The sequence below is a fragment of the Bacillus sp. SM2101 genome, from assembly GCF_018588585.1.
GTDB classification, from domain to species: domain Bacteria; phylum Bacillota; class Bacilli; order Bacillales; family SM2101; genus Nanhaiella; species Nanhaiella sioensis.
In genome coordinates, this window is sequence record NZ_JAEUFG010000010.1 from 134,991 (window position 1) to 148,513 (window position 13,523).

Genomic DNA, 13,523 nt, shown 5'->3' on the forward strand with positions numbered 1-13,523 from the left:
AAACGGTTGTTTTTTTACATGTAGTAAACAGATTTAAAACAGCTTTGAACATAACTTTTAATTATAAGGACGAAAAAAACAACAGTCAATGCGAAGATTGCCTTTATCAAAGAAAAGAGGAGGGATGGAAGTTGAAAAAGGTAGCAGAAAACAAAGACAAAATATTGAACGATTATAACGTTGATTTTAGCCAATTGATTAGTACAAATTATCAAAGGATTCATACATATTGTTTTCATATGCTTAGAAATGTCCTAGATGCTGAAGATGCTACTCAAGAAGTGTTCGTGAAGGCTTATAATAACTTGCATAAAATAACCAATGAAACCAATCTATCTGCTTGGTTATACAAAATTGCATATCATCATTGTTTGAATGTCATAAAAAGACAAAGGTTAATCAAATTTATACCATTTCAACCTCATAATGAACCGCTAGCTCATAATAATGCAACAATGCATGAAACAGAGTTTAGTGAAGAGATTTCAGATGCTTTACGAGAATTATCAGCAAAAGAACGTACGATTATTATTTTAAAAACAGTTCAGGAGCTTTCATACACAGAAATTGAGCAAATTATGAGTAGTAATCAACCTGCAGTGCGCAAATGCTATGAGCGGGCTAGGAAAAAGCTAAAAAGATATTTACTAGCAAACGAGAATAGGAGGATAAAAGATGAAGAAATTTCATTCCTTTGAAGACTTTGAACGATCATTGAAAAATGAACAAATCCCTACAATGAATGAACAACAAATACATGAAGCTGTGTTTTACAAGAAAGATAGTAAAAGAACAAGCTTCTTTGTTAACCGAAGGCTAGTGTTAATGACAACGGTATTACTCATTATTTTAACAACGTCAGTCGGTGTCGCTGCAAAATTAAATGGCTGGTCGTTGTTAAATACAAAAGGTGAAACGATGCTAGAGGTTACAAACGAAGAGTGGGATCATCCAAGTTTGAAACAATATGATGATAAAATCGATGAGTTAAAAAATACGCTTGAACCAGGTGATTCTCTTTATTTTCTACCTATTGATCAATACGAAAGATATGGTCCAAGTGCTGTACGAACTGTTAAAAATGATACATATTTTTCTGATTATACAAATATGAAAAACTTTATTGAAAATAAAGTCTTATTACCAACTGAATTTCCTGGAGCCTATGAACTAGATAAAGGACAAATACAATACACTATTAAAAGTGAAGAAAACCTCTTAAATGTATATGAAGAAATGTATAAAGAGGGTAAAAGTAAGGGTCTAGAGTTTGTTACAAAAGAAGGAGAACTAAGTTCTAACATAGTTGTAATTTCAATGACCTTAAAAAACGAACTATACGAAAAGGTTTATATTAATATAATTTCAAGTACAAATGGCACTACATGGCATATGAGTGATAAAGAATTAGAGCAATCAGAGAAGAGAAACCTAAATGGCGTAGATTATATATATAATTCAGATGAAGATAGAATATTATTTGCTGTTGAGGACGGAAAAGGAGAAAACTGGATTTATAGCATGCATCAAGTTAATAAGAGATCACCTGAAAACCCTGTACTTGATTTAACGGAAAATATTTTAAAACAACAATAAGGTTAACGCCATATTTAAAGAGTAAATCAGGTGGAGGAGCACTCCACTTGATTTTAATTATGAGAATATTAATTGCTCAACTGTGCGACAAGAATTAGTGTTTATACATCGTCGAAAATTGATTCCAGTCACAAATGATGATTTTCTTTTCTTCAATGTCTATAATATGTTCACTTTTTAATTTTGAAAAAACTCGGCTTACGCTTTCACGGGTAGCTCCAATTATGTTTGCAAATTCTTGTACTGTTAAAGGCAGTTCAATTTGAACACCTTTACTTTTTTTACTTCCAAATTCTTTTGCTAATCGATCTAATGTTGAAATTGTTTTACTATATACATCCAGTAAGGCGATATCTCTTATGATTGATGTAAAGCTACGTAGCTGCCGACTCATATAACGAATCATTTCGACAGCTATGTCTGGGTTTTGCATCAATTCAACTTGCAAATGATTCGTGTCTAAGTATAAAACTTCCCCCTCTTGAAGCATTTGAGAAGTTGCAGGGTATCTTGTTCCTTCTTCGCTAAATAACGCTGCTTCAGCAAATATATCTCCTGCTTTTTTTAAACAAACAACAATCTCTTTTCCAGTCTGGTCTCCTTTTGTGAGGCGAACAATGCCAGATTTCACAAAAAAAACTGATGTAGCTTCCTCGACTTCAGAAAAGATAATCTCCCCCTTATTAAAATATTGAGATTTAAGATTTTCCGAAATAAAGGCTAATGATTGCTCTGGTAAATCTTGAAATATATTTATTTTTCGTAACATCTGGACATACATGTTAAAACCTCCTTAACTGAGATAATAAAGTAATAATAGGAGAAATCGCTCCAAAAAAATATTTCCCAGTTAAAGTGTATACGACAAGTTAATTTCTTTAAGTGACAAGCATCACATTGTTTATAAATATATTTTGCTTTAATATGTATATAATAGGTTAAATATGCTATTACTGACTTAAATAATTTATGGGGGAGAGATTGCTTATGGTCAATCAGGCAATATCAATTCAAGACCAACATCATCGCCCTTTGCGGGATATAAGAATATCAGTTACAGACAGATGTAATTTCCGTTGTTCATATTGCATGCCAGCAGACATCTTCGGCCCTGATTTTCCATTTTTACAAAGGAAAGAACTATTGACGTTTGAAGAAATTTCTAGACTCGTCAAATGCTTTGCTGAGATTGGTGTGAAGAAAGTAAGGTTAACTGGGGGAGAACCGTTACTTAGAAAGGATCTTCATATTTTAATTAAGCAACTGTCATTAATAGATGGGATTGAGGATATTGCTCTTACGACAAACGGAATATATTTACCAAAATATGCGAAAGAGTTAAAGCAAGCTGGTTTACAGCGTGTAAATATAAGCTTAGATGCTATTGAAGATGAAATCTTTAAAGAAATGAACGGCAGATCTGTAGGTGTATCACCAGTTTTAAAAGGTATAGCAGCTGCTAAAAAAGAGGGCCTAATCGTAAAAGTTAATATGGTTGTTAAAAAGGGCTTAAATGATTCACAAATCATACCGATGGCGAAATATTTTAAAAAGGAAGAGATTCCTATTCGCTATATTGAGTTTATGGATGTCGGTAGCACAAATGGCTGGAATTATGATCAAGTGGTAACGAAAAAACAAATATTTCACCAATTAGAAGAACACTTTGAATTAGAACCAGTGGAGCAACGGTATTTTGGCGAAGTAGCAACATGCTATCGTCACAAAGGCACAGATACAGAAATAGGGTTCATTACATCTGTTTCAGAGTCATTTTGTTCTAGCTGTACAAGGGCTCGTATATCAGCAGATGGGAAAATGTACAATTGTTTATTCGCATCGAAGGGCCACGATTTTAAGAAAATATTGCGCGCTAATGCATCAAGCGAAACAATTATAGAGGAAATTAAAAAGGTGTGGGGAGCACGACACGATCGTTATTCAGATGAACGTACTGAACATTCAGCAAAAATGAGAGAAAAAATCGAAATGTCCTACATTGGTGGGTGAGAAGAAAAGGGTAAGTATCCTGAACATACCCGCCAAGCAAAGAAGAGTGGGATGAAAAGTCGCTTGTTAACCTTCATATGGTTTGGCTTATGAAAACAAGCAGATAAGCCCTGTAGGTTTCATATCATGCAAAGCAGCAAACTCAATAACAAACCCTCTGACACAATTTGTCAGAGGGTTTTAATTTATGAAATCTTATTAAATAAAATATTATTTTCTAGATGAATATGTTCAAATAAATCAGATTCTAGCTCTTCTAAGCGATTAAATACTAATTGATACGTTCTACATGCACCTAATGGTGGCGTGAAATTATTCGTAACGGTACGTAGTTCCTTTAAGATATCACCTGCAGTTTCATGTTCATTTTTCGTAGCTTCGAGAATATTGACGATTTTGTCTCGATTACTATTAGAAGGATCGTGCTCGAACGCTAAAAATGATGGAAATAGCTCAGTTTCTTCACCCATAAGGTGCTCTTCTAAATCTGCTTTTAACGTGTTGAATAGCTTATGAACTTGAATAAGTTCTGGGTGGGCTTGTCCATGGACCCTCATCACCTTTGTTACATACGGGCTTAATTGTGGAAGCTCCTCTTCTAAATAACGATGATGTTTATCTATTATGCGGTTGATAAGTTCGGTAATAGATGCTGAATTCCAGTTGTGTTGAGAACTTGAATCGTTTTCTTTCTCTTCATATAAATTGTTTAGCTCTGCAATTATTTTTTCTGTAGAAACATTTCTTTCAAGAGCTGATTCTTTTATAGGTCTATTCCCATTACAACAAAAATCAATCCTATACGATTTAAAAATATCACTAGCTTTAGGAAATTCTGCTACAACTTCCCCTACAATCATGTTTTCATCAAATTTATTTGGCATTTCTATTCCCTCCTCATTATTAAAGATGGCTGTTTTCGCAATGGTTGTTGTTTTTCGTATTAAATAATAAACCGTACCCAACTAGAGGTCGTGGCATCTTATCTTCTGTACAGAGATGACTAACAATATTTGGTACTAAATTCATAACAATAGCAACAAAGTTTACGAAAAGAGCCTAAAAAATAAATTCTTACGTATAGCATAGACAATCCAAATGCGTAGCGTGGTGATTGAGATCACAGGTCTTTCATTGTATGTAACTTTATGGACAGGAAATGCGGTGTCAATTGGGTAAATTGACAATTGACGTCACACATCTTTCATAATATCGCAACTGTATTGTGACAAATATTACACAAAAATAAAAAAATCTATTATATGATGAAATTACAATGAGAAGAATTATCATTATCATATAAGATAATAATTTGTAAATTTAGCTATGAAGAACTTTTCAGCTATTTCAGGAGGAATATCATATGAACATGGCTAACTTGAAAAAAGGCTCTACAGCAAAAATTATTGATTTGTCATTAGCAAGTGATCTTGTGAAGCAACGGTTATTATACATGGGCGTCGTAGAAGGTGAAAATATTTGCTTAAAGTGTGTCATGCCATTTGGAGGTCCAGTATTGATTGAGTGCTGCGGACAATGTATAAGCATTAGACGTAATGAGGCAGAGAAGATTGGAGTGGATGATATTGTCCTCACAAATTGCACTATTCGGGAATCCTAATACGGGGAAAACATCGCTGTTTAATAATTTGACTGGATCATATGAATACGTTGGCAACTGGAGTGGGGTGACCGTTGAGAAAAAAATTGGTATCTTAAGAGATAAACAAGGCCAGCTCATTGATCTCCCAGGAGTGTATTCATTAAATCCACTTTCAAAGGATGAAGAAGTTGTCACAAATTTTATGCTGACAGCATCATTTGAAAAAATTGTTAATATTGTTGATGCTTCTCAATTAAAGCGGAATTTACACTTAACAGTGCAGTTGTTAGAGTTTGAGAAACCTATCATTATCGGTTTAAATATGGTTGATGTTGCAAAAAAAAGAGGCTTGATAATCAATGCTGAAAAATTAGCTGATAACCTTGATGTCATAGTAGCTCCTATTATTGCTAGAACTGGAATGGGCTGTGAAGAACTTACAGCTAATCTTGCGTTACTAAATGAATCTAATGAACGAATATTTACATTAAATTATGGCTCTATTTTAGAAGAAGCAATTCAGCAAATTGAAGAAATACTACCCGACAAGTTATCCATATCAAAACGGTGGTTAGCTATACAATATTTGGAAGGTAATAAACAAGTAGAATCCTATGTTAGACAATTTTTAGAACCAAATATACTTGAGCAAATAAAGCACCAAACGGAACAGATGATATCAAAAGTTACAGAAAGTGGAACAATACGTCAATTCATCTATCATATACGTGATCAGTTTATCGGTGGCTTAATAGTAAACGTAATGGAAGTGTCAGAGACAAAGGAAAGAACTACAACGGAATTAATTGATAATATAGTCACCAATAAATACTTCGGGTTACCACTATTTTTACTATTTATGTATATCATTTTTATGTTAACTTTTGATTGGCTCGGTTCGCCTTTAGCGGATTTGTTGGATGGCTTTATTTCAGGACCAATATCATCATTGTTAGCAAATGGACTTGAGGTAATCGGTGCTTCGGAGTTTATTCAATCGTTGGTACTTGATGGCATTGTGGCAGGGGTTGGTGGAGTATTAGTATTTGTACCACAAATTTTTATCTTGTTTCTATTAATCTCATTCCTTGAAGATTCAGGATATTTAGCGAGAGTAGCTGTAGTGATGGATAGATTAATGGAGGCAATTGGCTTAAATGGAAAGGCATTTATTCCTATGATTATTGGTTTCGGATGTAACGTCCCAGGTGTTATGGCAGCTAGAACAATTGAGCAACCGAAAGAGCGACTGTTAACAATATTATTAACTCCTTTAATGTCTTGCTCAGCAAGATTACCTGTATATGCGTTGTTTGCAGGGGCGTTCTTTATTAAACATCAAGCTGTCATCGTATTTTCATTGTATGTATTAGGAATTGTTGTTGCGATGGTGCTAGCAAAATTGTTCTCTAGTATATTTTTCAAAGGAGAAAAATCACTGTTCGTCATGGAACTACCTCCTTATCGCATCCCTCAATTGTTAACATTGTCACGTAGTACGTGGGAGAAGGGAAAGGGATTTTTGAAAAAAGCGGGAACAATCATTTTTGCAGGTTCTGTTTTTATTTGGTTGTTAACATACTTTGGACCAAGTGGTGTCGCTGAACAAATGGATAATAGCTTTTTAGCTTTAATAGGTGGTTATATAGCTCCTTTATTTGCCCCTTTAGGATTTGGCACATGGCAAGCTGCCGCTTCGTTGATGACAGGTTTTTTTGCAAAAGAAGTTGTCGTATCGACGATGAATATTATTTACTATGCGCCTAACACAGACTCTTTACAAGGCATGCTATCACAATATTATACACCAATCTCCGCTATTAGCTTTATGTCATTTGTCCTTTTATACGTACCTTGTCTTGCAACAGTAGCTACGATAAAAAAAGAATCGAATTCGACGAAATGGACACTTTTTTCAGTTGGATATGCCCTAGTAATTGCTTATGTAATTTCTTTACTTATTTATCAAGTCGGAAAAATGTTTTTATAGTAGTAAGTATAGATCACTGACTAAATATTAAAGGAAGTGATAAAATGGTAATAAATATTGTCCTTGGAACATTGATTATCGGTTATGCGGCATTCATGCTCTTAAAATCATTAAAACGTAGCTCAAAAGGAAAATGTGCAAATTGTTCAAGTGCTTGCCAGCTTCCATGTGATCATACTTCAAAAGTACATGATGAAGTTTCACAAGCTCCAGAAGAGCATACAGTTAAATAATGGAGGAGCATGGTTTCTTTTAGAGGAGATTTAACAAGGATGAGAAAATAAACCAATTTAGTAATTTGGCAGTCGTGGTCAAGGACTTTTCTATTAAAAAAGTTTCATCACCTTAAGGCATCATTTTATGTAATGAGTTCAGCTAAACAAGCTTTAAGCTATCGTTAAAAAGAAGAAAAGATGTTGGAAACTTTTGTTGTATACCCGTAAATAATTAGAATGTATAAAAGTCTGTTAGAAATAACTATAAAGGAGTAGGCCTATGGTGGAAAAAAGACAATTAACACCAGTATTAGAAGCTGTTAGTAAGGTTATGACACATGCTAAGCATGGTGAAATAGAAGAAGTATCAATAGATGATTGCTATGGTCGTTTTCTTGCAGAAACGATTGTTGCAGATCACGATGTACCACATTTTGATCGCTCTGCTTTTGATGGCTTTGCGATACGAGCAGTAGATTCCATACATGCGAATCAACATAATCTTATTGAATTTGAAGTGGTTGAAGAAATAGGTGCTGGGCAGGTAGCATCAGAGACATTAACAGAAGGTCAAGCGATACGAATTATGACCGGAGCACGAATGCCTTCGACTGCAGACGCGATTGTAATGCTCGAATTAACTAAGCAATACGAACGTGATGGAAAAAAGTATATGTCTATAAAGCGACCTTTTAAAGAAGGTGATAACGTTTCTTTTAAAGGTGAAGACACAAAAAAAGGTACTGTATTAGTTGAAAAAGGACATGTTATAAATCCAGGTATAAAAGCGTTATTAGCTACATTTGGTTATAGTACTGTAAAAGTAGGAAAAAAACCAAAAGTAGGTGTGTTTGCAACAGGGTCAGAACTACTTGATGTAGATATGCCTCTAGAGCCAGGAAAAATAAGAAATAGTAATTCCTACATGATCTGCGATCAAATAGAACGTTGTGGTGGAGAGGCCGTTTATCTTGGAAAGCTCATGGATGATTTTCAATCATGTTACGAGGCGATGAAAAATGCACTTCAACATGTTGATATTCTTATTACCACAGGCGGTGTTTCTATAGGAGACTTTGATTACATACAAGAAATTTATAACAAGCTAGGAGCTGAACTCCTTTTCAACAAAATTTCAATGCGACCAGGCAGTGTGACTTCAGTTGCACAGTTAAATGGTCAGCTATTATTTGGCTTATCTGGGAATCCATCAGCCTGTTATGTTGGTTTTGAACTATATGCTCGTCCAATCATAAGGAGCCTATTATTTTCAGCACGTCCACACCTTCAAAAAATTCAAGCTACGCTTAATGAAGACTTCCCTAAAGCTAATCCTTTCACGAGATTTGTAAGGAGTAAGCTGTCATACCATGAAGGAAAAGTTTTTGTAGCACCGAGTGGTTTAGATAAATCAAATGTAGTTGTTTCTTTAGCTTCTACGAATGCGTTAATGATGTTACCAGGTGGCACTAGAGGATTTCAAAAAGGAATGCTGGTAGACGTGTTGTTACTTGAAGATCAAGAAGGTTGTCAATGGCCGTGGTGAATACACCAGTAATTTTACAAATAGTAGGGTATCAAAATAGTGGGAAAACCACTTTAGTTGAACGCTTTGTGCATGAATCAGTCAAACAAAGTTTAAAGGTTGGCACAATTAAACATCACGGACACGGTGGCAAACCAAAGGCAAATGATGTAGGGAAAGACACATATCGTCACCGGCAAGCTGGTGCAGTCATAACTGGGGTTGAGGGGGAAGGGACTGTTCACATTCATATTGAAAATGTCGAAACTTCCTTGAAGCAATTACTACACATGTATAATCCATTTGGCCTAGACATCATTTTTGTAGAGGGTTATAAACAAGCACAATTTCCGAAAATTGTTTTGTTACGGTCTGTAGAAGATATCCATTTATGTAACGAATTAACGAACGTGTTAGCTATTATAAAATGGTTCGATCATCATCAATTTGATGAGATTCCATATAAAGTGTTCAATATTGGTGAGCATGAAAAATATATTCCGACGATTTTACAAAATGTGAGGAGACGACATGGACAATAAAAATTTTTCATTGACTGAAGATCCAATTCGAGTTCAAGAATTAATAGATAAAGTAGTTAGGCGTGAAGCAGGAGCGGTAACTACTTTCATCGGTACAGTGAGAGAGTTTACAAAGGGAAAGCGAACTTTATTTTTACAATATGAATCATATGTTACGATGGCTGAAAAAAAACTAGCACAAATAGGTGAAGAAATAACAGAGAAATGGCCTGATGCTAAAGTAGCGATCACTCATCGAATCGGTAGGTTAGAAATATCAGACATTGCAGTGGTCATTGCTGTATCAACACCTCACAGAAAAGATGCTTATGAGGCGAATGAGTATGCGATTGAACGTATAAAGCAAATTGTTCCTATTTGGAAAAAAGAGCATTGGGAAAATGGTGAAAAATGGATTGGAGATCAACTGGAACAAAATGAATACCCAACAGGACAACCTGAGGAGGAGCATATCAATGATTAAAGTTTTACTTTTTGCACATTTGCAGGATGAGGTAGGTAAAGAAACGATAACGATAGATAAGGCACCTCTAACAATTGCTGAATTAAAAGTATTGCTATCAGACCAATTTGAACTACAAAATGTAGAACAATTAATGTTTGCTATAAATGAAGAGTATGCACAAGTGAATGATGTCATCCAAGCAGGGGATATTGTTGCACTTATTCCACCTGTAAGCGGAGGGTGAAAATAAAGATTATATTAACCACCAGAAAAAGTGAGTCGACTGATGACTCACTTTTTTGTTAGCCAATATTTCATCAGTGTTATGTTGATTAACCTTCTCTAATAAAGCATTATCCTTACATTTATAATGAGAATTCAGAAAATGTACAAATGATAGAGATATATAATACGCTATACTCTGTTTTAGAGGAACATTTTGGAATGTACATTAAAAAAGGGGAAGAAAGTGAGTTGGAAAATGAAAAAGGATAATTAGATATAACTTATTTTACTTATCTATTTTAGTGTATCAGGATATTCGTATACATTATGTAGTGAGAAAAAATACTAATGGATTTTTTATAACGAAATCTCAGATTATAGCCGTAGAGCCAGTATTGTTGCTCTATCTAATATTACTTTAATCTTTCCATAAATTATTTTGGTTGAACTGAGCCAAAATGATACAAGTAGTGAAGAATTCTGAATAACTTCTGACATTGAAACGGCATCAAGTGAAGAAGTACTCGAAGCTTATTAAAATATTATAATTGGGGTTTTACATCTTTTGAACGATTAGGGAAAGGAGGGAGAAGGATGAAGTTTAGCTGGAAAAATCTTATTATTATAGTCATTTTAACTAACTTAGCTACCTTTTATTGTGTTAAGGTTTTTTTTCCAACAACAGTTATAAAAAATAATTATCTATTTAAACTCGCAGGTAAGGGTGAGTATTGGGAGGTGAAAGATTATCAAATTGCATGGAAATCTAATAAAGGAGCAATTGAAGGTAGCGAAGAAATAACCTATCTGGGAGATCCTCAGCAACTAGAAGGAAAAATTGAAGTAAAAGTATATGATTATTTTAGAGATGCATTGTACCTCACAGTGTAGGAGAAACAGATGCGGAACAGTTTGTGAAATATGTCTCAATTAAAAGAGGTGGTGGAGGGGCTTATCCTGATAATAGCCTGTCTTTTGAAGATATTATGGAGCAAACTATTTTTGAATTTAGCTGGAGAACCAAAGATGGAAAAAATCATAAAGAGAAAGTTAAGTTGGAATTAGATTATGACCAACGATATATAAACCATATAAAATGAACAATCCAACCATTTCTAATGAGCTATTTATCTACACGAAAACAAATCCAATACTCCCATGAAAGAATGAGTCTGGGGTTATTGGATCGAGAATTTTACGACTATATTATAGGAAGATATTTCTTACATATAATGGGTTTGCTCTTTTATAGCATAGTTTTTTATTTTTTCATAAAGCGTGGAGCGACTAATTCCTAACAAATGAGCGGCTTTAGTTCGATTACCGTTTGTTTGGATAAGCGCTTGAATGATCAGTGATTTTTCAGACTCTTTCAGTAGATTTTTTTGATTAGTAAAATATCCATTATTAAAGCTATGAAAAGTAGGTTGTGTTTGTTGAAGTCCATGTGTAAGCTCTTCAAATTGAATATGTAGTGGCTCAATCCATTTTGTATTAGTAAAGTGATAAGCTCGTTCAATAATATTCTCAAGTTGTCGTACATTGCCTGGCCAATCATATTGTTGAAGCTTTTCAATGCCACCGTTTGAAATACCAACGATAGTGCGCTTTGTTTTGGCATTACATTTTTCAATGAAGTGATTACATAGTAAAGGGATGTCCTCCATACGTTCATTTAAAGGAGGGATATGGAGTTGAATGACATTTATTCGATAGTATAAATCTTCTCTAAAATTTCCTTTAGCTATTAACTCAATTAAATTCTTATTTGTAGCTGCTATAATTCTCACGTCAACCTTGATCGTTTTTGTGCCACCAACTCTTTCAAACTCTCTTTCTTGTAAAACACGTAATAGCTTTGCTTGGAGAGATAAGGGCATATCACCTATTTCATCTAAAAACAGGGTACCTTCATGGGCTAATTCAAATTTACCTGGTTTTCCTCCTTTTTTCGCACCAGTAAAGGCACCAGAAGTATAGCCGAAAATCTCTGCTTCTAACAGCTCTTCAGGAATGGCTGCACAGTTAATTTTGATGAATTTCCCTTTTCTACCTGATGAAAAATGGATACCATCTGCTATTAATTCTTTCCCTGTGCCACTTTTTCCAGAAATTAGAATAGTAGAAAACGATTGTGCGGCTATTAGTGCTTGTTGTTTTAAGTCTTCCATTCTTTCACTTCGAGAAATAATGTGTGTAAAATAATTTGCGCTTTGTTTCGTAGATACTAAATCTCTAGCAACCTGCTCATAATCAGTAATATCCTTTAAAACTACCATTCCCCCAGTCACTGTTTGCCATTGTAGCAGAGGAATAAAAGAAGCAATCACTGATGTTGTACCTATCGATAGTTGCTTATGCTTAATAATGGTCTTAGATTGAATTGTAGATTTTAAATAATTTGAAATTGCTGGAGAGATTTCTTCAATAGAGTGATTTATAAGTTGGTTTTTTTCATAGTTAAGGATATTAGTTGCAGATGTGTTAACGGATGTAATTGTGAGATGTAAGTTAACAGAGATAACGGACTCTTCTAAGTTATTAATTAATAAATTGAGACGTTCTGTTAAGCTTTGACTTTCTGTTATTAATCCTCGAATGAGTTCAGACTTTGTAAGTACGCCTACCACTCTTTGTTGATCGTTTAGAACGATGGCATGACCAACATTTTCTTGCACTAGCAAGTCTTTTGCATAATATACATTATCATTTTCATTAAGTGTTACTACGTTTTTTTTTATGTATGGAGTGATTTCTTTTGCTAAATCTCCTGAATCAAGTAAACAACGATAGAGGGAATATTTGGTGACAATTCCTACGAATTTTTTGTTATTTAATACGCAAGCGATATCCTGACGAAAGTGTAAAAAAGCTTGAAGAACTTCACGAACGGAGCTCGTAGGTACTACTTTGATAAATTGAAATGAAGTGATTTGACGAATTTCTATAAGGATAACCCCCTTTTCCGTATGTTGTAATTGTATTAAAAAAATTTTGAATATTCAACACATTTGTCCGGTTTCTGTACAGTCGTAAGTTACTACGGACATATGTAACGATGCTAACAGCAATATATAATCGATATTTTCTAAGGAATATTTGTGTATGAAATTCCGTCGTATGAGTTAAGTACACCACATTTATGGATCAAATACTTAGTTATATGGGTCAAATTACAATATTTACGGGTCAAAAACTCAGTTATATGGGTCAAATTACAATATTTACGGGTCAAAAATTCAGTTATATGTGTCAAATTACAATATTTACGGGTCAAAAATTCAGTTATATGTGTCAAATTACAATATTGACGGGTCAAAGACTCAGTTATATGGGTCAAATTACAATATTTACGGGTCAAAAATTCAATTA

General features: G+C 34.2%; 15 protein-coding genes. 12 read left to right on the top strand and 3 right to left on the bottom strand.

Features of this window, described 5'->3' with window-relative positions:
• Positions 1-131 precede the first annotated feature (131 nt).
• Together JM172_RS11895 and JM172_RS11900 are read left to right on the top strand one after the other, a co-directional pair.
• A complete protein-coding gene (locus JM172_RS11895) occupies positions 132-698 on the top strand; it encodes an RNA polymerase sigma factor (protein ID WP_214482553.1) in 567 nt (188 codons plus the stop codon).
• Positions 676-1,596: a hypothetical protein gene (locus JM172_RS11900; RefSeq protein WP_214482555.1), complete on the top strand. Its 921-nt coding sequence runs from the start codon at positions 676-678 to the stop codon at positions 1,594-1,596. The genes JM172_RS11895 and JM172_RS11900 overlap by 23 nt, the downstream gene beginning before the upstream one ends.
• 94 nt (positions 1,597-1,690) lie before the next feature.
• Here the strand turns inward: JM172_RS11900 and JM172_RS11905 are convergent, their stop codons facing one another.
• Positions 1,691-2,377 carry a Crp/Fnr family transcriptional regulator gene (locus JM172_RS11905; protein WP_214482558.1) on the bottom strand — a complete coding sequence of 229 codons (687 nt, stop codon included), beginning with the start codon at positions 2,375-2,377 and terminating at the stop codon, positions 1,691-1,693.
• A gap of 206 nt (positions 2,378-2,583) precedes the next feature.
• On the opposite strand from JM172_RS11905, the gene moaA reads away from it, so the two are divergent.
• Positions 2,584-3,606, top strand: coding sequence for a GTP 3',8-cyclase MoaA (gene moaA / locus JM172_RS11910; protein ID WP_214482559.1), 1,023 nt, complete (start codon positions 2,584-2,586; stop codon positions 3,604-3,606).
• A 185-nt stretch (positions 3,607-3,791) separates the two neighbouring features.
• On the opposite strand, the gene ric is transcribed toward moaA, so the two are convergent.
• Positions 3,792-4,490, bottom strand: a complete 699-nt coding sequence (gene ric / locus JM172_RS11915) for an iron-sulfur cluster repair di-iron protein (RefSeq protein WP_214482560.1) — start codon at positions 4,488-4,490, stop codon at positions 3,792-3,794.
• Between the two features lie 479 nt (positions 4,491-4,969).
• On the opposite strand from ric, the gene JM172_RS11920 reads away from it, so the two are divergent.
• The 9 genes from JM172_RS11920 (at position 4,970) to JM172_RS11960 (ending at position 11,251) form a co-directional block, all read left to right on the top strand.
• Entirely contained in the window at positions 4,970-5,227 is a 258-nt protein-coding gene (locus tag JM172_RS11920) for a FeoA family protein (RefSeq protein WP_214482561.1), read from the top strand.
• A complete protein-coding gene (gene feoB, locus JM172_RS11925; RefSeq protein ID WP_214482625.1) occupies positions 5,187-7,199 on the top strand; it encodes a ferrous iron transport protein B in 2,013 nt (670 codons plus the stop codon). Before JM172_RS11920 ends, feoB begins: the two co-directional genes overlap by 41 nt.
• A gap of 44 nt (positions 7,200-7,243) precedes the next feature.
• Positions 7,244-7,432 carry a FeoB-associated Cys-rich membrane protein gene (locus tag JM172_RS11930; RefSeq protein WP_214482562.1) on the top strand — a complete coding sequence of 63 codons (189 nt, stop codon included), beginning with the start codon at positions 7,244-7,246 and terminating at the stop codon, positions 7,430-7,432.
• A gap of 262 nt (positions 7,433-7,694) precedes the next feature.
• Positions 7,695-8,960, top strand: coding sequence for a molybdopterin molybdotransferase MoeA (locus tag JM172_RS11935; protein ID WP_214482563.1), 1,266 nt, complete (start codon positions 7,695-7,697; stop codon positions 8,958-8,960).
• Positions 8,948-9,481, top strand: a complete 534-nt coding sequence (gene mobB / locus JM172_RS11940; protein ID WP_214482564.1) for a molybdopterin-guanine dinucleotide biosynthesis protein B — start codon at positions 8,948-8,950, stop codon at positions 9,479-9,481. Before JM172_RS11935 ends, mobB begins: the two co-directional genes overlap by 13 nt.
• On the top strand, positions 9,471-9,944 hold the full coding sequence (locus tag JM172_RS11945; RefSeq protein WP_214482565.1) for a molybdenum cofactor biosynthesis protein MoaE: 474 nt from the start codon (positions 9,471-9,473) through the stop codon (positions 9,942-9,944). The genes mobB and JM172_RS11945 overlap by 11 nt, the downstream gene beginning before the upstream one ends.
• Entirely contained in the window at positions 9,937-10,170 is a 234-nt protein-coding gene (gene moaD, locus JM172_RS11950) for a molybdopterin converting factor subunit 1 (protein ID WP_214482566.1), read from the top strand. Before JM172_RS11945 ends, moaD begins: the two co-directional genes overlap by 8 nt.
• A 575-nt stretch (positions 10,171-10,745) precedes the next feature.
• Entirely contained in the window at positions 10,746-11,042 is a 297-nt protein-coding gene (locus JM172_RS11955; protein WP_214482567.1) for a hypothetical protein, read from the top strand.
• A 23-nt stretch (positions 11,043-11,065) separates the two neighbouring features.
• Complete coding sequence (locus tag JM172_RS11960) at positions 11,066-11,251, top strand: hypothetical protein (protein ID WP_214482568.1); 186 nt, start codon at positions 11,066-11,068, stop codon at positions 11,249-11,251.
• A 123-nt stretch (positions 11,252-11,374) separates the two neighbouring features.
• Here the strand turns inward: JM172_RS11960 and JM172_RS25435 are convergent, their stop codons facing one another.
• Positions 11,375-13,153 carry a sigma 54-interacting transcriptional regulator gene (locus JM172_RS25435; protein ID WP_352223396.1) on the bottom strand — a complete coding sequence of 593 codons (1,779 nt, stop codon included), beginning with the start codon at positions 13,151-13,153 and terminating at the stop codon, positions 11,375-11,377.
• Positions 13,154-13,523 lie beyond the last annotated feature (370 nt).